General features: G+C 33.5%; 23 protein-coding genes. 6 read left to right on the plus strand and 17 right to left on the minus strand.

The window, feature by feature from the left end; translation table 11 throughout:
• Positions 1-1668, plus strand: coding sequence for a ribonuclease J1 (gene rnjA, locus NSS97_RS20270; protein WP_060749587.1), 1668 nt, complete (start codon positions 1-3; stop codon positions 1666-1668).
• 38 nt (positions 1669-1706) lie between these two features.
• Here the strand turns inward: rnjA and NSS97_RS20275 are convergent, their stop codons facing one another.
• The 10 genes from NSS97_RS20275 to NSS97_RS20320 form a co-directional block, all read right to left on the minus strand.
• On the minus strand, positions 1707-2372 hold the full coding sequence (locus tag NSS97_RS20275; RefSeq protein ID WP_000504033.1) for a potassium channel family protein: 666 nt from the start codon (positions 2370-2372) through the stop codon (positions 1707-1709).
• Positions 2373-2455: 83 nt separating this feature from the next.
• Positions 2456-3322: a hypothetical protein gene (locus tag NSS97_RS20280; protein WP_002014843.1), complete on the minus strand. Its 867-nt coding sequence runs from the start codon at positions 3320-3322 to the stop codon at positions 2456-2458.
• A 272-nt stretch (positions 3323-3594) separates the two neighbouring features.
• Entirely contained in the window at positions 3595-4725 is a 1131-nt protein-coding gene (locus NSS97_RS20285) for an amidohydrolase (RefSeq protein ID WP_107886408.1), read from the minus strand.
• Between the two features lie 61 nt (positions 4726-4786).
• Entirely contained in the window at positions 4787-5509 is a 723-nt protein-coding gene (gene dapD / locus NSS97_RS20290) for a 2,3,4,5-tetrahydropyridine-2,6-dicarboxylate N-acetyltransferase (protein ID WP_002014841.1), read from the minus strand.
• A 71-nt stretch (positions 5510-5580) separates the two neighbouring features.
• Positions 5581-6465 carry a LysR family transcriptional regulator gene (locus NSS97_RS20295; protein WP_002014840.1) on the minus strand — a complete coding sequence of 295 codons (885 nt, stop codon included), beginning with the start codon at positions 6463-6465 and terminating at the stop codon, positions 5581-5583.
• 177 nt (positions 6466-6642) lie between these two features.
• On the minus strand, positions 6643-7086 hold the full coding sequence (gene cbpB / locus NSS97_RS20300; protein ID WP_002014839.1) for a cyclic-di-AMP-binding protein CbpB: 444 nt from the start codon (positions 7084-7086) through the stop codon (positions 6643-6645).
• A 169-nt stretch (positions 7087-7255) separates the two neighbouring features.
• The gene (gene abbA / locus NSS97_RS20305) at positions 7256-7447 is read right to left on the minus strand and encodes an antirepressor AbbA (protein WP_002145987.1); all 192 of its coding nucleotides are present in this window, start codon (positions 7445-7447) and stop codon (positions 7256-7258) included.
• A gap of 127 nt (positions 7448-7574) precedes the next feature.
• Complete coding sequence (locus tag NSS97_RS20310) at positions 7575-8093, minus strand: ribonuclease H-like YkuK family protein (protein ID WP_002033829.1); 519 nt, start codon at positions 8091-8093, stop codon at positions 7575-7577.
• Positions 8094-8167: 74 nt separating this feature from the next.
• Positions 8168-8317: a hypothetical protein gene (locus NSS97_RS20315; RefSeq protein WP_002033828.1), complete on the minus strand. Its 150-nt coding sequence runs from the start codon at positions 8315-8317 to the stop codon at positions 8168-8170.
• A 185-nt stretch (positions 8318-8502) separates the two neighbouring features.
• Positions 8503-8739: a YkuJ family protein gene (locus tag NSS97_RS20320; protein WP_000055151.1), complete on the minus strand. Its 237-nt coding sequence runs from the start codon at positions 8737-8739 to the stop codon at positions 8503-8505.
• A 232-nt stretch (positions 8740-8971) separates the two neighbouring features.
• Between NSS97_RS20320 and NSS97_RS20325 the strand changes: the two genes are divergently transcribed.
• The gene (locus NSS97_RS20325; protein ID WP_002014835.1) at positions 8972-9208 is read left to right on the plus strand and encodes a glutaredoxin domain-containing protein; all 237 of its coding nucleotides are present in this window, start codon (positions 8972-8974) and stop codon (positions 9206-9208) included.
• Positions 9209-9233: 25 nt separating this feature from the next.
• On the opposite strand, the gene NSS97_RS20330 is transcribed toward NSS97_RS20325, so the two are convergent.
• The 3 genes from NSS97_RS20330 to fadH all read right to left on the minus strand — a co-directional run bounded on the left by NSS97_RS20330 (position 9234) and on the right by fadH (position 12143).
• On the minus strand, positions 9234-9722 hold the full coding sequence (locus tag NSS97_RS20330; RefSeq protein WP_002128890.1) for a DUF3993 domain-containing protein: 489 nt from the start codon (positions 9720-9722) through the stop codon (positions 9234-9236).
• A gap of 183 nt (positions 9723-9905) precedes the next feature.
• Positions 9906-11123 carry an EAL domain-containing protein gene (locus NSS97_RS20335; protein WP_002128891.1) on the minus strand — a complete coding sequence of 406 codons (1218 nt, stop codon included), beginning with the start codon at positions 11121-11123 and terminating at the stop codon, positions 9906-9908.
• 255 nt (positions 11124-11378) lie between these two features.
• Positions 11379-12143: a 2,4-dienoyl-CoA reductase gene (gene fadH / locus NSS97_RS20340; RefSeq protein WP_088034435.1), complete on the minus strand. Its 765-nt coding sequence runs from the start codon at positions 12141-12143 to the stop codon at positions 11379-11381.
• A gap of 244 nt (positions 12144-12387) precedes the next feature.
• On the opposite strand from fadH, the gene NSS97_RS20345 reads away from it, so the two are divergent.
• Both NSS97_RS20345 and NSS97_RS20350 read left to right on the plus strand, forming a co-directional pair.
• Positions 12388-13245, plus strand: a complete 858-nt coding sequence (locus tag NSS97_RS20345; RefSeq protein WP_107886407.1) for a metallophosphoesterase — start codon at positions 12388-12390, stop codon at positions 13243-13245.
• A gap of 97 nt (positions 13246-13342) precedes the next feature.
• The gene (locus tag NSS97_RS20350) at positions 13343-13579 is read left to right on the plus strand and encodes a hypothetical protein (RefSeq protein WP_000283744.1); all 237 of its coding nucleotides are present in this window, start codon (positions 13343-13345) and stop codon (positions 13577-13579) included.
• Between the two features lie 168 nt (positions 13580-13747).
• On the opposite strand, the gene NSS97_RS20355 is transcribed toward NSS97_RS20350, so the two are convergent.
• Positions 13748-15856 (minus strand): polyphosphate kinase, encoded by a 2109-nt coding sequence (locus tag NSS97_RS20355; protein ID WP_341113900.1) that lies wholly within the window; start codon positions 15854-15856, stop codon positions 13748-13750.
• A 107-nt stretch (positions 15857-15963) separates the two neighbouring features.
• Positions 15964-17502 carry an exopolyphosphatase gene (gene ppx / locus NSS97_RS20360; RefSeq protein WP_107886405.1) on the minus strand — a complete coding sequence of 513 codons (1539 nt, stop codon included), beginning with the start codon at positions 17500-17502 and terminating at the stop codon, positions 15964-15966.
• A 177-nt stretch (positions 17503-17679) separates the two neighbouring features.
• Between ppx and NSS97_RS20365 the strand changes: the two genes are divergently transcribed.
• On the plus strand, positions 17680-18138 hold the full coding sequence (locus NSS97_RS20365) for a YkyB family protein (RefSeq protein ID WP_000804864.1): 459 nt from the start codon (positions 17680-17682) through the stop codon (positions 18136-18138).
• Between the two features lie 31 nt (positions 18139-18169).
• Here NSS97_RS20365 and NSS97_RS20370 read toward each other — a convergent pair whose 3' ends face one another.
• Together NSS97_RS20370 and NSS97_RS20375 are read right to left on the minus strand one after the other, a co-directional pair.
• Positions 18170-18832, minus strand: a complete 663-nt coding sequence (locus NSS97_RS20370; RefSeq protein ID WP_105590041.1) for a YkyA family protein — start codon at positions 18830-18832, stop codon at positions 18170-18172.
• 641 nt (positions 18833-19473) lie between these two features.
• Positions 19474-20115, minus strand: coding sequence for a diguanylate cyclase domain-containing protein (locus tag NSS97_RS20375; RefSeq protein WP_002192636.1), 642 nt, complete (start codon positions 20113-20115; stop codon positions 19474-19476).
• Positions 20116-20279: 164 nt separating this feature from the next.
• On the opposite strand from NSS97_RS20375, the gene NSS97_RS20380 reads away from it, so the two are divergent.
• Positions 20280-20513, plus strand: a complete 234-nt coding sequence (locus NSS97_RS20380; RefSeq protein WP_002192635.1) for an SPP1 phage holin family protein — start codon at positions 20280-20282, stop codon at positions 20511-20513.
• Positions 20514-20543: the final 30 nt, after the last annotated feature.

Genomic DNA, 20543 nt, shown 5'->3' on the forward strand with positions numbered 1-20543 from the left:
ATGAAATTCCTAAAAAATGATCAAGCTGCCGTTTTTGCCCTCGGTGGTCTTGGTGAAATCGGTAAAAATACATATGCTGTTCAATTTCAAGATGAAATTATTATAATTGATGCTGGAATTAAATTTCCAGAAGACGAACTCCTCGGGATCGATTATGTAATACCAGATTACACTTATTTTGTGCGAAACGAAGATAAAATTAAAGGGTTATTCATTACACATGGTCACGAAGATCATATCGGTGGAATTCCTTATCTATTACGTCAAGTAAACATTCCAATTTACGGTGGAAAATTAGCAATTGCCCTAATAAAAAACAAATTAGAAGAGCACGGATTACTTCGTAAAGCAAAACTTTATGAAATTCAAGAAGATGATGTTATTAAATTTAAAAAGACATCTGTTTCCTTCTTCCGTACAACTCACAGTATTCCGGATTCATACGGAGTTGTTGTGAAAACACCTCAAGGACAAGTCGTTCATACAGGTGATTTCAAATTTGATTTCACACCAGTAGGTGAGCCAGCAGATTTAACAAAAATGGCCGAAATCGGAAAAGACGGTGTACTTTGTCTCTTATCTGATAGTACAAACAGTGAAGTGCCAAACTTTACGATGTCTGAGCGCCGCGTTGGTGATAGTATTCAAGATATATTCCGCAAAGTAGACGGTCGTATTATATTCGCAACCTTTGCATCGAATATCCATCGCTTACAACAAGTTGTTGAGGCTGCTGTTGAAAACAATCGTAAAGTAGCTGTATTCGGTCGAAGTATGGAAGCGGCTATTGAAATCGGACAAAACCTTGGTTATATCCGGTGTCCAAAGGATACATTCATAGACACATCTCAGCTAAACCGCCTACCAGCTAATAAAGTTGTTATGTTATGTACAGGTAGTCAAGGGGAGCCGATGGCAGCACTTTCACGTATTGCCAATGGTACACATCGTCAAATTCAAATTATCCCTGGCGATACAGTTGTTTTCTCTTCTTCACCAATCCCAGGCAATACAATTAGTGTAAGTCGTATAATTAACATGTTGTACCGCGCTGGTGCTGATGTAATCCATGGTAAACTCTCAAATATTCATACGAGTGGACACGGTGGACAAGAAGAACAAAAGTTAATGCTACGTCTTATTAAGCCGAAATATTTCATGCCAATTCATGGTGAATATCGTATGCAACGTATGCATATGAAATTAGCGAATGATTGTGGTATTCCAGAAGAAAATTGTTTCATTATGGATAATGGAGATGTTCTTGCTTTACGTTCTGATGAAGCAAGCGTAGCTGGGAAAATTCCATCTGGCTCTGTCTATATCGATGGAAATGGTATTGGAGATATCGGTAATATCGTATTACGTGATCGTCGCATTCTTTCTGAAGAAGGACTTGTTATTGTAGTTGTAAGCATTGATATGAAAGAATTTAAAGTTGCAGCAGGACCTGATATCATCTCGCGTGGTTTCGTTTATATGCGTGAAAGCAGCGATTTAATCAACGATGCTCAAACATTAATTACAACACATTTAGAAAAAGTAATGGAGCGAAAAACAACACAATGGTCTGAAATTAAAAATGAGATTACAGACACATTAGCACCATTCCTATACGAAAAAACGAAACGTCGTCCAATGATTTTACCAATCATTATGGAAATATAAGAAAAAGGACAATGCCTCCTCGGCATTGTCCTTTTCTCTTATCTTAAAAAATGCTTAAAACGATCTACTTCATCGTCATGACCAATTACAATTAATATATCTCCCGCCTGAACGTTTTCTGTAGCTCGAGGAGATACGATAACTTCTTTTCCACGTTTAATTGCTACAATGTTCAAACCAAACTTCGCACGAATATCTAATTCAATTAAAGAGTGCCCATCAATTTTTTTATTTGCGATAATCTCTACAATACTATGCTCATCTGAAAGCTCTAGGTAATCTAACACATTACTTGATGCGATATTATTAGCAATCCTTTTTCCCATATCTCGTTCTGGATGCACAATATGATCTGCCCCTATTTTACTTAACACTTTTTCATGATAGTCATTTTGAGCTTTTACAGTAATATTTTTCACACCTAATTCTTTCAAAATTAACGTTGTTAAAATACTTGAATTCAAATTATCTCCAATAGCAACGACTACATGATCAAAATTACGAATACCAAGACTTTTTAATACCATCTCATCTGTTGAATCTGCAATTACAGCATGCGAAGCTATATTTGCAAACTCATTAATTTTATCCTCATCTGAGTCAATTGCCATTACTTCCATACCTAATTGAGCTAATTCACGGCAAATACTTCCACCAAAACGGCCAAGCCCAATAACAGCAAATTCTTTCTCTTTTTCGCCCACAGGAATTCCTCCAATAACATCAAATACTATGTACTTTTATTGTAACATACTTTAAATTCGCTACAAAAACCTGTATATACTTCTTATTTTTGTTTTTGCATATAAAAATACTGTTGTAAATAAAACGCGATACCGAAAATTAACATACCAAATACAAATATATTTCCAAATGAACTAAATGTTTCAAAAACGAACAATAGCGTTTCTTGTCCGAAAAAAGCAAATAAAAGTTGTGTAAATGCGAATAACAGTGCCAATATGTAATGATGTTGATGGAATAAATAATGTGTTGCGCCTAAAAAAGCTACAAGCGAAACAATGAAGATCCACCAAGTTTCTAAAAACAATTGCCAATTAGTAAATTGATATCCATTTACTAATATCGCAATAATTCCTATAACTGCCATCGTCGGCACACTCCATAATAATGCACGCCCTCTAAAGAAGTGCGCACCTTTTGCATCTCCTTTTTCATTTGCGATGTATGTTAGCACGACAGTACTTATATACAAAACAGAGAGGATTGTTAAAACAATGATAAGCCAAAAATGTAATTGATAATATTCATGTTCTATATTCGTCACAATTGCAGCTAACATACATGGAATAAACATCCCTGTCCAACCATCTATTTTTCTTTCGTTCCAAAACACCGTATTACCAATCCGAATTCCTAATAGCATAAAAATAATGATACCTAGTACAAATAACGTAGTCTTATTCCCTACTAAACTCGTCGAGAAAGCAATTAATCCAATAAATAAAAAAAGAACAAATCCATTCATAATTTCTAGTACAGGTGACAAATATCTTTTCACCCATTTGTATGTTTCTTCATATTCACTATTATTTGCTAAACGATAGGCGTAAAAACTTATCCCAAAATAAACCGCCGCAATAATAACATATGCATATAAGACGAAACATAAAATCGCACTGCTAATTTGCACGTAATTCCCCACCCTTTTTCTATGTATCACATTGATTTTACACACTTTTCATACTAAAAGTAAACATATATAGGGTAGTTAAATAATTATCTTCCCTATTAGCAATAATTAATAATGAGCAGTGGCTAAAAACCCCCTGCTCATTATTAAGACGTCAAATTTAACTTTACTCATTTGTATGAAGATGTCTAACACGAACGAATACGAAAGATGTTTTCGTCTCTGAACTAAGAAGTCCCCACTCTAAACTATTGCACAATTAGCGAGTAAGTTCACTTTCTATTTCCCTTCCACTTCACATATTGATTTAAAAATACAATTGCTTTCTCAATAACCTCTTCGTCTGGTTTTAATTTCGCATGATGTAAACCATATTCTGAATTTACTCCAAGCCAAAACATAAATCCAGGTATCTCTCGAAGCATATAACCAAAGTCTTCACCTGTCATTGCCTCCGTACACGTAATTACGTCCATAGTCGTTTGTTCACGTGTAAATTGCATAAACTCTCTCGTTAGCTCCTCATGGTTATACACTTGATGATACATCGCTCCGTAGTCAATAACAGCTTCACATTGAAAAGAAGTTTCTATTCCCGCAACAATTGCCTCAATTCGGCTTTTAACACGTTTCATTGATTCCACTGATAGCGTTCGAATTGTTCCTTCTAAACGAGACTTTTCTGCGATAATGTTTTGAACTGTACCACCTGTAATTTTCCCAATTGTAATTACCGCACTGTCAAGAGGGTTCACATTACGACTAATAACTGATTGAAGTTGTGTAACGAGATGACTCGCTGCAACAATCATATCATTTGCTGTATGCGGATATGCAGCATGTCCACCTTTTCCTTTTAAATCAACGTATAGCTCTGATGTATTCGCAAATAATAAACCTTCTTTTGTCGCAATTGTTCCCACAGAGTATTCAGGCGCAATATGAAGTCCAAGAATCATATTAGGCTTCCATTCTTTTAACTCATCGCTTTCTAACATAGGAAGTGCACCACCTGGACCTTCTTCAGCTGGTTGGAATATAAACACAAGATCATCATCTATTCTTTCGCTTACAGCCGCTGTTAGAAGTCCTAAACCGATTGTTGCATGCAAATCATGTCCACATGCATGCATCATTCCTTCATGGACAGAAGAGAATTCATATCCAGTTTCCTCTGTAATTGGTAGACCGTCTATATCTGCACGATAACCTATTATTTTTTCTGGATTTTTTCCATTTACTTTAACAATTACACCTGTTTTCCATGTTTTCACTTCCAAATATTCATTAGGAAGCGTTCCTATATAATCTAAAATATACTGTTGTGTTTTCCACTCTTTAAATCCGATCTCCGGAATTTTATGTAAATCTCTACGAACTTGGACAAATTTGCTTACTGTCATTTTTGCACCTCTATCTATAAAAAGCGTAAGAGCACATTCATGCTCTTACGCTTTTTATTTTTTATTTCTCTGGGTTTAATTGACGAAGCTCTTGTTTAATTTCAGTTTTTGCTTTTGTCTTCTCATCAATTTCTTTAATTACACGTGCCGGAGTTCCCGCAACAACTGTATATGGAGGCACATCTTCTGTTACAACAGCTCCTGCTGCTACAACTGCACCTTTACCTACTGTAACGCCTTCTAGAACAACTACATTTGCACCAATTACAACATCATCTTCAACGATAACTGGTTTTGCAGAAGGTGGCTCAATAACACCGGCAAGTACAGCACCTGCACCTACGTGACAGTTCTTACCAACTGTTGCACGTCCACCAAGCACTGCGTTCATGTCGATCATAGTACCTTCACCAATTACAGCACCGATGTTAATTGTTGCATTCATCATGATAACAGCGTTGTCACCAATTTCTACATGGTCACGAATAATCGCGCCTGGCTCAATACGAGCTTTAATACCTTTTAAATCAAGCATTGGAATTGCAGAATTACGACGGTCATTCTCAACTACATAGTCAACAATGTGCTTGTTATTTTCATCAAGAATTGTCTTAATTTCAGACCATTCCCCGAATAATACACCAGATTTTTTATTTACAAATGCTTGTACTGTTTCAGGGAATGTTACCTCTTTTAAATCCCCTTTTATGTATACCTTTACAGGAGTTTTCTTTTCACTGTTTTGAATAAACGAAATAATTTCGTTAGCGTCCATCATTTTCATTCTTGTTGCCTCCTAAATCCATTTATAATGTTACTCTACCAAACGATAGAGCGAGTAGCAAGACAATAATCTTATTTTTCCATTTGAATTTCTTCTATAATTTCTAAAAATGCTTGTACTTGCTTCAACTGCCTTGCCGAGTCACTCGTCAATAACCATGTTTCTCTCGTTAATTGAACAGGTGTTTTATACATATTTTCCTGCACTTCTTTTAAAACAGTCGAAGGTAAAAGAGCATAACCTATTCCATTTAAAACAAGCTGTTTGCACGTTTCAATTTGGTCAACTACAATCGTTCGCTTAGGTGGATTTGAAAATAATCCATACCACCAATTTTGTATTTGTCCATAGTAGGTCGAATCACTTTTAAATTGAATAAATGGTCTATTTGTCTCTTTTAACATCGAAATATCTTTTATTTCTTTATCAACTAAATATAATTCATCTTCAAATAATTGTTGTTTCTGCCCTTTGTATTCTTGTGATCCTCTCAGTATAGCAACATGAACGTCTCCTTCATAAAATTGCTTTTGCACTTCACTACTCCAGCCAGTAAACAGAGATATCTTCACAGAAGGATACTTATGCACGAATTTTTTCAAAACAGGTGGAAGCCAATATTGCCCAATGACTGATGCAACAGCTATTTTTAACGTACCGTATGTTTCGGTTCTAAAAAGAGCCAGTTCACTTTTAATACCCTCTTCCCGTTGTAACATTTCTTTTGCATAATTTGCAACTTTTTCCCCTTCAGGTGTAATTGTTAATCCTTTTTGTGAACGAATAAAAAATTTCATTCCCCATTGTTTCTCCATAGATTGTAATCGTTGACTAAGCGCAGGTTGGGAAACAAATAAACGTTCCGCCGCTTTTCTCATATTTGATTCCTGAGCTAACACAACCATCATTTGAAAATCATCAATTTGCAACTTTCTCCCTCTTTCCTTAGCTTCCATACACCTAATTTTAATAAGTATTTCATCCTTAATTTAATTGCATACTTTTATACATTAGAACGGTTTGTTAGTTCAAACTTTTCTTATGCTTTATGTCTTTTTAAATATAATACATACACAACTGATATGCACGAAAAAAAGTGACTTCGCCTTTTCTGTGAAGTCACTTTCCCTACGTTATCGATTATGCTGTCTCACTTTTTTATTCAACAATTTTAAAATAGCCCGCCGTGTTAAAATACCCTCGAAGTAACCTTCTTCATTGACAGCGCAAATAAAAGGATGATCAATTGTCATTTCTAAAGCTTTTGCAAAAGAATCTTCTAACGTAAGAACTGGAATCTCTTCCTTCATCACTTGTTCCACTTTCATATTCTCAAGTCTTTCAAACTCAATGCGCTCTAATCCTAAAATACCATCTAAAATCATAGCAGTACTAATTAACCCATGTAATTTATACATAGGGTCTAAAACAGGAATCGCCGAATATCCAGATTTCACAAGAACGAGTAAAGCATGTTCTAGACCATTCCCTATTTGTACATGTGCTACTTTATCTGATGAAATCATTAAATCCTTCACAAGAATTTGTTGAAACTCGTCTTTCGGAATACTAATCATGTTACATCCCCCATTTTCCCTTTTTCCTGCTAATATTCTCCGATCCTATTTACATTTTATGATAGCGTTTTCATATTATTATTTTGTCCTGACATTCTTCTAATAAAAATAAAAATACATAACTATTTTAGCATATAACATAAAAAAAAGACTACCATTCCGGTAGTGCTTAATACCCTTTATTTTTTAATCGGTAAAACAATCTTGTGATTTTTTTATATTGCGTCACATCTGTCTGTTTTAAACCATTCTCAATGTCTGTAAGCTCCACCGCTAAAATTTCGCTCGCGTAATTTTGCTGAAACAGAATATCCAACAATAAATTTTCTTCTTCTCTTGTTAAAACAAATTCCTTTTCCATATGCTCCTCTCCTTGCACTCGCATCATCACTCTCATTATATAAATTTTTCAGTCTATTTAACAGATGTAATATTCAGTTTTTGTTAGAAATACTTAACGACTGCGAATATATAGACATCATTTCACATTATTTTGTATATCTGTTTGCGTAACTAAATGCCGCATAAGCATCTGGTTTAATTTTTGCTGTTAATCCCATTGCTTGAATTTTCATCGTCATATCTAAAATAAATTCTTTTGTTAAACCATCATTCCCGATATCTAAATGAATTTCCATTATGAATCCTGCTCCATCTTGAGCGTATGGGTGCAATAAATCCCATATCGCTTGTATATGATTGGGAGTAAATAGATAGGCGATTTCTTGACTAAACTGTGTTTCTAAATATATTTTCTCTCGCAACGTTGCTGGCTTATTTTTCACTGATTTATGATGCAAACATCCCCATGCTCCTTTTCCAACACGATGAATATGTATCGCTGTAATAAACCTCGTATCCTTTTGATGCGCTTGTGAGTCTGTCCCAATAGATAATCGATATAAATTTCGCGGATCCTTTTCAATGAAACTACAAATACGGTTAAATACCATATCAAAATTCAAATGTCTCTCTGAAACATTATAAAATGTATGCTCACCGTCCACATAGTCACGTCCTTTCAATTAGACAGACTTTTCGTATTCTCATTGTATGGGACAAAAACAAAAATTATAACTTACTACCCTTTATTCGTTTCAATATTTCGAATTACATAATTACAAAACCTACATGTATATATTACATTTTGATTAGACTGGGCGGTTAATACGTGATTAATTTCAGCATGACTGTGACAATTAGGACAAATAACAATCGGTAAGCGTTCCATCCTTTGCACCTCCTATTAATATTTACTATCATTGTAGGAAAAATAAAAAATTCCTATACATATACATTTGTAAAAACTCTTTTATTTAATCGCGACTTAAATTACAACTTCTACTACCTATATAGCCCATTAATTAATATAACTAAAAAAGGTACCGCCATTTGGCAGTACCTTTTTTATATGTATCAAGAAATGATATCGTAAATCTCAATTGCAACCATATCGATGTTATCGAATTGATACACTTGAGGTTTTTCACCTTGTTGATACACTTCTAACTCATACATTTCACTTTTATCGAAAAATTTCACGCTACATTTGCGCTCACCGTTCACTTCAAAATAGCGTTGTGCTACTTCACCGCTTTCAGCTTGTTCTTGTAGACTAACAAGTCGAGTTAAAATTCCTTGGAGTAGAGACATGAAATCTCTCCTTTCTCTGATCTTCCTACCAATAGGTTTTACAGCTATACTCATTCTATCCGTCATAACAGAAAAAACGTTCCACAATCTAGGATAAAGGTTCTTGGCAAGAAACTCAACTAAAATTTGTCGAAATAAGAAGTAAAAAGATGAAAGAGCATCTTTTTACTTCTTTATTGCGCTTTTTATACTGGCAGAATATAATAAACAACAGAAAAAGGGAGGAATTACAATGAAAAAAATTGAGGTTTATACACAACCTGATTGTCCGCCTTGTACCATTGTAAAAGAATTTTTAAAACATAATAACGTTGTATACGAAGAATTTGACATAAAAAAAGACGCTGCTGCACGCAATCGTCTTTTATATGACTATGAATCCTATTCAACTCCAACAGTTGTAATTGACGAAGAAGTTGTGGCAGGTTTTCAAATTGAAAAATTACAACAGCTACTCGGTATAGAATAGGAATAGGCGACACCTATTCCTATTCTCATAATTGTTGTAACCTTTTTATTTCAGTCAACAGTTCCTGACTTTCATGATACCCTGCTAATTTCCATTTTCCATTATCCTTTTGCAATGTCACAATTTGATATTGTCCACTCTTTGTTCGCTCATAGACATATAAATTTTTATGTTCTTCATCATAAGACATTTTTGTTTCTGAATTAAAAGAAAATGGAGCTTCTTTTGCTGGAAGTAAATATTCACCACTTTGTTTTTCATTTCTACTGTTTTCATCTGTAAAAACTTGAAGGAAATTATTTGTAAAATATGGTGATAACGTCTCTATCATCTTATTCGTAGGTATTTGCTTCCCGCGGATTGAAAATTGCGTCTCATAACCTTTTTGTATCGTTGTAAACACTTCTTTCCGATCCACTTTCACTTCTTCTTTTCCTAAGACAGTTGTGACACTATAGCCAACTAGAAAGGCAACACATATAAATAGAACAAACCATATTCCATATTTCTTCATTTTTTCACCTTCCTTTTAAAAGAGCTTGTCTTTGTAGTATTCATTGTAACAATGATTATGCAAAGAAAGGGATGATTTCGTTCGTAAAATCTTTACAACGATAGACAGCATTTTCATCATCATTTTCACTATTACCAATTTATGATAAAAACAAACAAAAAAATACACGAATTTCTTCGTGCATTAAAATAAAACATCTTCTTCATATAAATATTCGTACGATAAATCTATAAATAAAAAGTTTTCATCATCAATCGGGAATGAAAATGTTCGTACCATTTCACCAGTTTCGATATCAGCATATAAATCTGAAAGTCTTGCCTTATTCTCAAAACGCATTTTCATTATATTTTCTAGAAAATACGGGCGCCAGCTCCAGTTCTTCATATAATACTCTGGCATAATGATCCATCCACCATCTTTTTTCATAATATTACCCGATTGTTGAAAACCATCTTCATTACAAATAAATATCCGAAAACTATATTGTGATATGCTTTGGCTAAATTGTAATAACCAATCATTTATATCTTCATTCTTTTTTTGTTTTGACAGAACATCACCAATTCGATCACGTAACATCTCTGTTAAATTATAAATTTTTTGCAACTTCTTCTTCTCATGCAGAATAAATTGATGACATTCATTACCAAGTCGCTCTTTTAAAACATTCGTTTCAATAAAATCAGGTAAACATTCTTTTAAATAATTACCTTGATAATATCTACCACCGTTTTTCCAAGCATATTGTAGTTGATAAAAAGCATCAATTTCTTCATATAACAATGTCGCACCAATTCTTCTAGCAAGTAAAGATAAGGAATATAAAATATCTTGATAAGATTGTAAAAGTGCAGTTTGCCTTAAATTTGTTAAATCTACTTTTAAAATATCCGGTGCTAACACGCTAATACGCTCTAAATTACTTGTACCCGTTCCGACTTTATTAATCGAAATTTGAATACCATATGTACGATAATACATGAGTAAATGATTAAATTGTTCTATATCTTCTTTACATTCATGTTCTGTTATTTCCAGAACAATGCGTTGTAAGTTCAAACCTTGTTCTTCATACATCAGCAAAAGTTGAAGTAAACTTTCATCTTCATCATTCATTAATACATTCGCATTCCGATGTATAAATAATAATAATTTTTGATCCGTTTCTAAATACCTATTTAACGCTTTTTCTACGATGATGTTATCCGCTTCAAGTTGAAACTCACTCGGAATAGAATCATCATGGAAGAAAGATGCTAAACTTTGTATGCCCTCTTCTGTTTGAATACGTCCTACAACTTCATATCCAATTACTGTATGCTCATCAGCACTAAAAATAGCTTGATAATAAGGAAGGACTTTATCCAAGTTACTCATTACATCTAATGCATCTATCAACGTGCTTCCCTCCATTTACTTTTCAAAAATTATAACACGATATTTACGGAAAAATAATAAAAAATCCCTTCAGTTTTCCTGAAGGGATTAGAGGGGTAAAATGCTAAGGGGAATTAGCAATTCTACTATGAAGAAAAAAGAGGTCTTAAATATAACGTATATATCCCCTCTTGTAAACACATTTCTTTTAGGTGTCACAATTTCGTCATATTTTACCACAAAGAAATGAATAAATCATTCGTTTTTTCATCCTTTTTAAAATGGATATTGATGCAAATGCTGGCCACCATCCATTGTCATACAAGTTCCATTTATGTATGCAGCTTCATCTGAACATAAATAATAAGCTAGACCCGCAATTTCTTCTGGTGTACCCATTCTACCAAGTGGAACACTTTGCAATGTACGCTTAGCCATTTCTTCTGAAATCCATAATTTATCGGCACCACCTGTACGTTCAATTGGTCCTGGTGCGATAGCGTTAACTCGTATTCCATATTTACGTCCCCACTCAACAGCAAGAGTTTTTGTCATCGCTAATACACCAGCTTTAGCTGCTGCCGAATGGATAACCCCTGGGCCTGCATCCCATGCATATGTTGCCACCATGTTAATGATATTCCCTTTTATACCTTTTTCAATCCAATATTTTCCGACAGCATGGCTGCAGTAAAATGTACCGTTTAATACAATATTAATGACTGAATTCCAGCCATTCACGGATAAATCTTCTGCTGGACAAATAAAGTTTCCAGCTGCATTGTTTATTAAAACATCAATTCGACCAAACTTCTCATCAATCTGTTCAATCATTTTCTGAATGTCATCTGTATTTCTTACATCCATTTGTACAGGTAATACTTGCCCCGGAAATTGTTCAATTTCCAACTTTGTTTCCTCTAGTTTTTCCTTTGTACGTCCTGTAATAACAACTCGTGCCCCTTCTTTTGCAAAACGGGTCGCCATTCCTTTTCCCATTCCGCTCGATCCACCTGTTATAATAACTACCTTTTCTTTCACATACATCCCCTCCCAAAAATGAATACACATTCATTTTATCATTTTATTTAATAGAAATCTTTATATTTTTAAACTTTTCTGATACTTTAACGTAAAGAGGTTTCTTTTTATTAGTTTTTTTCGTAATCTATACTACTTTTTTATTATTTAAAATATATTTTAAATAAACTGAAAGGAGATTTGAGTAACCTATAAATGTAACGAAAACATGTGATATAAGTTAAATAGGTATACTCATATTTTTATGAAGAAAATTACAAGAAGAGATTTTTTTAAAGCTGGAATGCGCACTTGTCTATATTCATTTATAACCACTAGCATCGGATACTATTACGCTAAATATATTGAGCCTCATTTACTCTCTTTTACAGAGCATACACTTAAATCACAACTCATACCCAAAAGTTTTCATGGTATGAAGATTCTTCAATTTAGCGATTTACATCTCGGATACTATTTCTCTCTCCAACATTTATCTCAAATCGTTTCTAAAATTAATGCTGTAAAACCTGACATTGTTCTTTTCACTGGTGATCTCATTGATAATTATCAAACATATACTGACACTCCTTTCGTTCCATCTATTTTAAAAAATATACAAGCACCCTTCGGTAAATTTTCTATTTATGGTAACCATGATCACGGCGGATATGGAACGGAATACTACGAGCACATCATGCGTGAATCTGGATTTGAACTACTACTAAATAGCGAAAAGAGAATTCGTCTACTAGATAATAGTGAAATTTCAATTTTCGGTCTTGATGATATACTACTAGGCAAACCCAAAATAGAGGAAACACTACAGCACGCGAGGCACAACACTTATAATATTGTTCTTGTTCACGAGCCAGATATTGCACCACAAATCGCTAAATATCCAGTTAACTTACAACTTTCTGGTCACAGCCATGGCGGACAAGTACAAATTCCCTTTTTAGGCGCTATTATTACCCCATCACTTGCTAAAAACTATGTAGAAGGTTTCTATACGATTCAAGATTTAGCTCTCTATGTCAATCGAGGTCTTGGCAGAACACGCGTCCCATTCCGATTTATGGCAAAACCTGAAATTACAATTTTTACGCTCCAACATTCGTAATAATTCGCCTATTTTCTTACATATCCTTTCTTGTACGCGCTCATCCACGTTTCATTTACCATATGATAAAAATGAGTCCAATAAAGGAGGTTTGTTCATGTATCCATATTATCAACCAATCCCAGTCCGTTCAGCACCTATTGGTCCAGTAGGCGACTCACGCTTCTTTCCGTTTTTTGGTGTTCCATTTCTAGCTGGGATTGCTGGTGGACTGCTCGGTGGAGCATTAGCTTTCGGTCCTAGACCGTATTACCCACCATATCCACCACCTTTCCCACCGCCAACACCTTATCCTTGTTATGGCGGACCTTGTCAACAACCATTCTATTATTAATGTACTCCAACAATTCTACCAATGTTATTCCCTCTCTTAACTGATCCATTAACATGCTTACAATAAAAACTATTCTCTCTACGCATCCTTCTATTTAGAGAATGTATAATAAGTAGAGAACAAAGTAAAAAAACCTCTTAAAAAAGAGGTTTTTTTACTTTGTTCTCATTATTCAGCATCCGTGTTTTGATACGCCATCTTAAACAACTTCACTTGGCTATCAATTTCTTCTGTACTACTATTAATAACATAGTAGTACTCACCAGATTTATTCTGTTCACGTGTTTTCACATTATCAGCTAATATAAGTTGTAAAATCGCCTTAATTCTCGCCTTCATTTCAATATCTAATATCGGGAAAGATATTTCTACTCGCTTCTCCATATTCCGCGTCATCCAGTCAGCTGAAGATAAGTATATTTTCTCTTCTCCATTATGATGGAAATAATAAATTCGGCTATGTTCTAAATATCTCCCGACAACACTAACTACCCGAATATTTTCACTTACATTTGGAATACCAGGCCTTAAACAACATGTTCCTCGAACGATAAGCTCTACCTTTACTCCAGCTTGTGATGCTTCATACATTTTTTTTATTAATGGTTTATCTGTTAATGAATTCATCTTAGCGATAATATACCCATTTCCATATTGCCTATGATAACGGATTTCTTCATCTATTAAATCCATAAATTGCTCTCTTATATCAAATGGTGCAACCGATAAATGATGAAAATGCGGCTTTGTTGTATAACCACTCAAATAATTAAAGAAATTTGTTGCATCAACCCCAAAGTCTTTTCGTGATGTAATATATCCGAAATCAGTATATAACTTTGCTGTTGCATCATTATAATTTCCAGTCCCAAGATGTACGAACCTTTCGATTTTTCCGTTTTTTCTTCTTACAACTAGCGTAATTTTACTATGTGTTTTCAAATGACTTACACCGTAAATAACGTGACAGCCTGCCTTTTCTAATTCTTTAGCCCAATGCACATTATTTTCTTCATCAAATCTTGCCTTCAATTCAACTAATACCGTCACTTGTTTTCCTTTTTCAGCCGCTACCTTTAGCGCCTGAATAATCGGCGAATCCCCACTTACTCGGTATAATGTTTGTTTGATCGCAAGTACATTCGGATCGTCTGCCGCATCACGGACAAAATCAATTACTGGCTGAAACGATTCAAACGGATGATGTAATAAAATATCATGCTCAATTGCTTTTTCAAATACATCTTCCGCATCCCCCAAGTCTTGAGGCCGTTGCGGAATAAGAGCCGGATATACTAGATGTTCATATAAAGGAGCTAGTTTTTTATATAAAGAAAATAGACATGTTAAATCTAATGGTCCATCCATTATATACACATCTTCATCTTTTACTTCCAACACCTCATATAATAATGCTAATACTCTTTCATCAATATGCTCTTTGCCAACTTCTAAACGTACAGCAGCTCCCCACTTATGCTTTTTTAATTCTTTTTCAATTACCTTTAATAAATCCCTCGCACCTTCTTCATGAATCGTTAAATCCGCATTGCGTGTAATACGGAAACGAGTAACAGACGATACTTTATATCCTGTAAATAATTTATGAGTAAAACCACTAATTACATCTTCTAATAAAATAAATTTATGCTTTTGTCCCTCACTCGGTAAAAATATGAAACGTTCAAGTAATGAAGGAACTTGTACAATTCCTAACTTCGTGCGGTTTTCTTCCTCCACTTGTTTCTCATCATATAAAAGAGTAGCTAAATTCAAACTTTTATTTAATAACATCGGAAATGGACGATATGCATCAATAGCTACAGGTGTTAAGACTGGAAAAATTTGCTCATCAAAATACTCTTCTATAAATTCCCTCTGTTCTTTCGTCAAATCGTGGAATGTTAAACGTTCAATCCCCTCTAACTCCAGCGCTGGCAACACATAATTTTTAAACGTATCATATTGTACAGTCATTAATTCATGGGCCTTTATCGCAATTTTATTTAATTGCTTTTTTGGTGTTAAGCCAGCCTTATTTTCTGGTTGGTTAAACCCAGCACTCACTTGATCCTTCAATCCTGCTACGCGTACCATAAAGAATTCATCTAAATTGGAACTGAAAATGCTAATAAACTTTAATCTTTCCAAGAGCGGATTTTTTTCATCCTGTGCTTCTTGTAGTACACGTTCATTAAATGCTAACCAACTTAATTCTCGATTATTGTAATAAGCTGTATCATTTAAATTTACTATATTCCCCATCAACATTTCCATCCTCTTCACACTTCCCCTGAAACTTTTTTACTATAATTTAGTTACTTTTATTTTAGCAAATTACAATATTCCAAGGTGTTAATTTTTTGTAAAGACATCCGTACAACTTAACGTTTTGATTCGAAGGATAAATTAATAGTCGTTTTCAACACTCTTTCCAGCTGCTTTTTTTGTTTTTCAGCTTGCACTTTTTCCGCTAATGCCGATTGCTCACATACAATTTTAAATGTTAATCCTTCTTTACTTTCTGTTATAGATATCGATTCAACAAGCGATCTTTGTCTTATATTCAGAGCTGCTGAAAACTGTAAAACAGCCCCTAATAGGCGGATTTTTTTTTGTTCATTTTTATCAAACCATCCTTCAAATGGGGACAAATGTTGTTTGAATAACATTTTTGATTTATAAGACGCAATAAGCGCTAATCTAACTCGCTCTTTATGCATCATCCCATCAATTGTTTTATTCGCTAATAAATAAAACGTATGTAAGCGGCTCGCTTCTTCGTCTATATATTTACCTATATTAAATACTTTCGCTGCTTGATGGAATACTTCCCAGTCTTTTACTGACATAGAAATCAGCCCTGTTTCTTCAAGTTTTTGACAAATGAGTCTTCCATGTTTAATAAGCTGAATTACAAATTCCATATCCATTTCATATTCATGTGATAATAAATGTAAACTTTCTTCGACTACGTTCGGATAATATGAAATCCCCAAATCTTTTGTCAACTCTTCATAGAAAACACCTTCTCGTAACCCTTTTCTACTTAACACAAATGCTGGTGCCTCTATAACATTAACAAGCGTATGAAAAACTTCAACTGCTGGAATAATTGTATCTGCTCGATCTTTTGCCAATCCTTCCAATTTTTGAAGTTCTATGAACGACAATGCTTCCAATTCTTCTTTCACATTTTTAATATCTTCTTCTTTCATTTTATATAAATGTACCCCTGCTATAGGATAACAAATTAAATTTTGATGGATTTTCACTAAGTTCCTCGCACTACCACCAATTGCAATAAGAGGCAATTTCTTATCAATTAACCATGGTAATGTTCGAAATTGATAGTCTAAGTACGTTTGAATCTTTTCCAACTCGTCTTCAGTAGGTATATCCTCTTTAATAAATTGTTGCTTTAAAGAAAGGGCTCCAAAAGGAAAGCTATGGTACTCTAGAATCTCTCTATTTCGAAAGTATGTAACTTCTGTACTTCCTCCACCAATATCTACTGTAATTCCTTCAGAGAACGAAGTTGAATTCATAACTGCTAAATAGCCGTAACGTGCTTCCTCATATTCTGATAAGACTCTAAGAGTAAAGTCTGTTTGTCCTTCAACCAGTTTTTTAATTGCCTCTTGATTCTCAGCCTGTCTAATTGTTGCTGTTGCAACACAAAGTACATGATGCAACTGGTGGAATCGTGTACTTTCTTGAAATTGAAATAACGTTTGTAACAATACCTCTATTCCTTCTTCAATCAACACACCATTAATTAAGTAATTCCTTAACCTAGCAACCACTTTCGTATTTTCAATCTCCTTATAAAAACCTCCGTTTTGCTTTTCATAAATAACTAAACGCATTGTATTAGATCCAATATCTATAATGGCATATTGCTGTTTTAATATTTCTTTCAAACTTCTCACTCTTTCATTATCAAATTTCTAAAACACATTCTATTACTATTATACAAAATAGTTGTTTTTTGTAACAATATTGCTTTAATATTGAAAATATATACAATCACTTTTTGCATATAATAAAAACCTCTTTTATTTATGTTATAATAATGAAAAATTGAAAGGAGATTCAATATGAAACCTTCACAACCACAATCTCAATTACAAAACCAACATTCTATTAATCGACTAGCTCAATCTATTTTCGTTGTGAATCGTCATGCTAAAGCTGCAACTAATCCGAAGTATTTATACTGGTTAAAAAAGACGGCTTTAGAACGCTTAATTGCTGAAAAAAAAGCTATTAAAGAAGGATTACATTTTTCTAGAAATCCTCGTTTTAGCCAACAACAATCTGATGTTCTTATACGTTTAGGTGATTATTTTTTCCATATTCCTCCTACCAAAGAAGATTTTCGAATCCTACCACATCTTGGTCATCTTGAATCCTCCTATCGAAATCCGAAAACAACCTTATCTTTAACAGTAGCAAAAAAAACACTTCAAGATTATATTGGTCCTGAAGCACTGAAACAAGAAAAAAAATTAAGTGAACCTGTCCCATGGTATAGTCGTACTTATACAAAAAAATAAAACAGTTTGGCCAATTGTAGGCCAAACTGTTTTATTTTTTCTCTTCTTTAATTTTAATATTTGCTTGTTTATAAAAAGCTATTTTTTCTGTATTATAAGTTTTTGTAAATTCATTAAACTTGTCTTTTTCTGATTCAATATCTTTATAAGACTGATTTACCACTTTTACTTTTTCACTAATATCTTTTAATTTTGTACCTTTATCTTGTAACATTGTATATAATTCTTTTTCTTGTTTTAACGATTTATTATAGCTATCATACATTTTGTTAAATGAATCGTGTCGTTTCTCATATGTGCTTTTCACTTTATCCGCTTGATCTTTCAATTTCTTATCTTCAATTTTCTTCACATATTTATCTGCTGACTTCACTTCTTCTTGTGCCTTATTTAAAGATTCTTTTTCTTTTTTAAGCACTTTTTCTCGTTCATCTGTATTTTTCACTGCTTGGTTCAGTTTTTCCTTAACAGTTTGATTATTATCTTTTCCTTCTTGAACAATCTGATTATATAATTCTTGTCCCTCTTTTTCTAAAGTTTCAAGTTTCTTCGCATCTTCAAACATTGTTTTTTCTTGTTTTGCAGCATTTTCAAATGCAACATATAATTCCTCTTCTGGTTTCGGCCCGAAACAACCCGCTAGTAAAGTCATTGATAATGCAGTTACAATTGCTAATTTACTATACTTCAACATCTTTTTCCTCCTACTTATATACGATAATCGTGTAAAAAGCTATGAAATTATTTATCCTTTTATTAACTCCACACTCGCACCTTTTTTACGAAAATCATTCATATTGTTTATAATGCTTGTACAAATTGTATTACTCAAAATTACATTTTTGAACTAAATAGCAGTTTCATATCTACCTTTTACTTGGCACTTTTTAAAACCTGTTTATACTATGTATTACATAAAAGTACAACGGAATTCATCACAGCCATAATAATTTGGAGAACAACAGTAATAATTCACCTGATAAAAGATGGTCGTTGTTCTGTCACGTCTATCATTCTATCATTTCCTTTCCGCTTTCTATCAAATAATTTCTTTGTTCATTTTACACAGTGTAAATGTCATCTTGCAACAACTTACAATTATTCTTGTCATTCCCTAAAAAGGAAAAGTGTAGAGCATGCTTTCCTCTACACTTTAAAAATGAAACACATTGTGCAAAATGCATTGACACATCCAACATAATTATATGCTTATTCCATATATTTTTAAAGACTTTTATTACAATAAAAGTTCCTTTTGTAATAAAAGTCAAAAAAATGTTACATTCAAAACTTCTTCATATCATATTTCTTCAAATCGAAGTTTCACTCATTTTCTTACAAATCCCTATGCTGGTACAATTGATTTTGTGCCTTTCTTAACAATTCTTCAAAGGTTTTTCCTTCTATTGGATAACTAGCAGCTCCAAATAATAGCGTCATACTTAACAAACCATTTTCTATTTCATTTTCAATATTTTTCATTAATCGGTTTGTTATTGTCGACTTTTCATGTCCGTTATCAATCGCCACAATAACATACTTATTTTCATCCCACCTAGTAACGACATCCCCTTTACGAATTGTCTTTACAATCGTACTCTCCAATTTTTGTACTAACACCTCCAATTTTTTTTCTTGTACTGTTTCTTTTAGTTCTTTCCATTCTTTCACTGAAAGAATGTACACTGTAATATTATGAGAATCCCGTTCCGATAAAGCAGCTACTTTCTCAAAGAAATCAACTACAAAATCATTACTTGCCATTCCCCCTACTTCCGTATCCATACGCCCACTCGCTCTTTTATCATACCAATGTCCAAAATAATAGCTGAGTATCATTTGCAATATATAAATAATAAAGACGGTATAAAATGATCGCGAATCCAGTTTTGTAATTACATCCTGAAGCGCAATCCATTCTGTAACTGCCACTGTATTCCCAAGTAATAACCCACTAATTTTACCTTTATGTTTCATATTTCTCCTCCTTTCTATACCAATATATGTTTCTATAACAATTATGTTTTTCTACAAAATAAAAAATGTACACATTGGGTGTACATTTCCGCTTAAGCTTGTATACCATTTCTATTCTATTTCATATATATACTATATATCGTTTTTAGGAAGAGGTGACTTATATGCTACAAAAAGAAAATCTATCAGATATTATACGTTTACTAGCGGGGTTTCTGCTATCATTAAAATTATTATGTAATTCTTTCGGAGTGAACTTTATTACAAACGATCAAATTGACGCTATTGTAAATGTCGTTTCCTTTCTGTTCATTTTATATTTTGGTTATAAAAATAATTATGTAGGAAAAAAAGGAATCGAGCAAAAAAAAGTACTCAAAAAACACAACCTTCATTAAAAAAGGAACCTTTCTTACAGGTTCCTTTTT

Source organism: Bacillus sp. FSL R12-0074, assembly GCF_038005725.1.
Classification (GTDB): domain Bacteria; phylum Bacillota; class Bacilli; order Bacillales; family Bacillaceae_G; genus Bacillus_A; species Bacillus_A mycoides.

Bases quoted from the DNA above. Each gene is read 5' to 3' on its own strand.
- rnjA (WP_060749587.1), top strand. From the start codon at position 1: ATGAAATTCCTAAAAAATGATCAAGCTGCCGTTTTTGCCCTCGGTGGT.
- NSS97_RS20285 (WP_107886408.1), bottom strand. From the start codon at position 4,725: ATGACAGTAAGCAAATTTGTCCAAGTTCGTAGAGATTTACATAAAATT.
- dapD (WP_002014841.1), bottom strand. From the start codon at position 5,509: ATGAAAATGATGGACGCTAACGAAATTATTTCGTTTATTCAAAACAGT.
- NSS97_RS20295 (WP_002014840.1), bottom strand. From the start codon at position 6,465: ATGGAAGCTAAGGAAAGAGGGAGAAAGTTGCAAATTGATGATTTTCAA.
- cbpB (WP_002014839.1), bottom strand. From the start codon at position 7,086: ATGATTAGTATTCCGAAAGACGAGTTTCAACAAATTCTTGTGAAGGAT.
- abbA (WP_002145987.1), bottom strand. From the start codon at position 7,447: ATGGAAAAGGAATTTGTTTTAACAAGAGAAGAAGAAAATTTATTGTTG.
- NSS97_RS20315 (WP_002033828.1), bottom strand. From the start codon at position 8,317: ATGGAACGCTTACCGATTGTTATTTGTCCTAATTGTCACAGTCATGCT.
- NSS97_RS20320 (WP_000055151.1), bottom strand. From the start codon at position 8,739: ATGTCTCTACTCCAAGGAATTTTAACTCGACTTGTTAGTCTACAAGAA.
- NSS97_RS20325 (WP_002014835.1), top strand. From the start codon at position 8,972: ATGAAAAAAATTGAGGTTTATACACAACCTGATTGTCCGCCTTGTACC.
- NSS97_RS20330 (WP_002128890.1), bottom strand. From the start codon at position 9,722: ATGAAGAAATATGGAATATGGTTTGTTCTATTTATATGTGTTGCCTTT.
- NSS97_RS20345 (WP_107886407.1), top strand. From the start codon at position 12,388: ATGAAGAAAATTACAAGAAGAGATTTTTTTAAAGCTGGAATGCGCACT.
- NSS97_RS20350 (WP_000283744.1), top strand. From the start codon at position 13,343: ATGTATCCATATTATCAACCAATCCCAGTCCGTTCAGCACCTATTGGT.
- NSS97_RS20355 (WP_341113900.1), bottom strand. From the start codon at position 15,856: ATGGAAATGTTGATGGGGAATATAGTAAATTTAAATGATACAGCTTAT.
- NSS97_RS20365 (WP_000804864.1), top strand. From the start codon at position 17,680: ATGAAACCTTCACAACCACAATCTCAATTACAAAACCAACATTCTATT.
- NSS97_RS20370 (WP_105590041.1), bottom strand. From the start codon at position 18,832: ATGTTGAAGTATAGTAAATTAGCAATTGTAACTGCATTATCAATGACT.
- NSS97_RS20375 (WP_002192636.1), bottom strand. From the start codon at position 20,115: ATGAAACATAAAGGTAAAATTAGTGGGTTATTACTTGGGAATACAGTG.
- NSS97_RS20380 (WP_002192635.1), top strand. From the start codon at position 20,280: ATGCTACAAAAAGAAAATCTATCAGATATTATACGTTTACTAGCGGGG.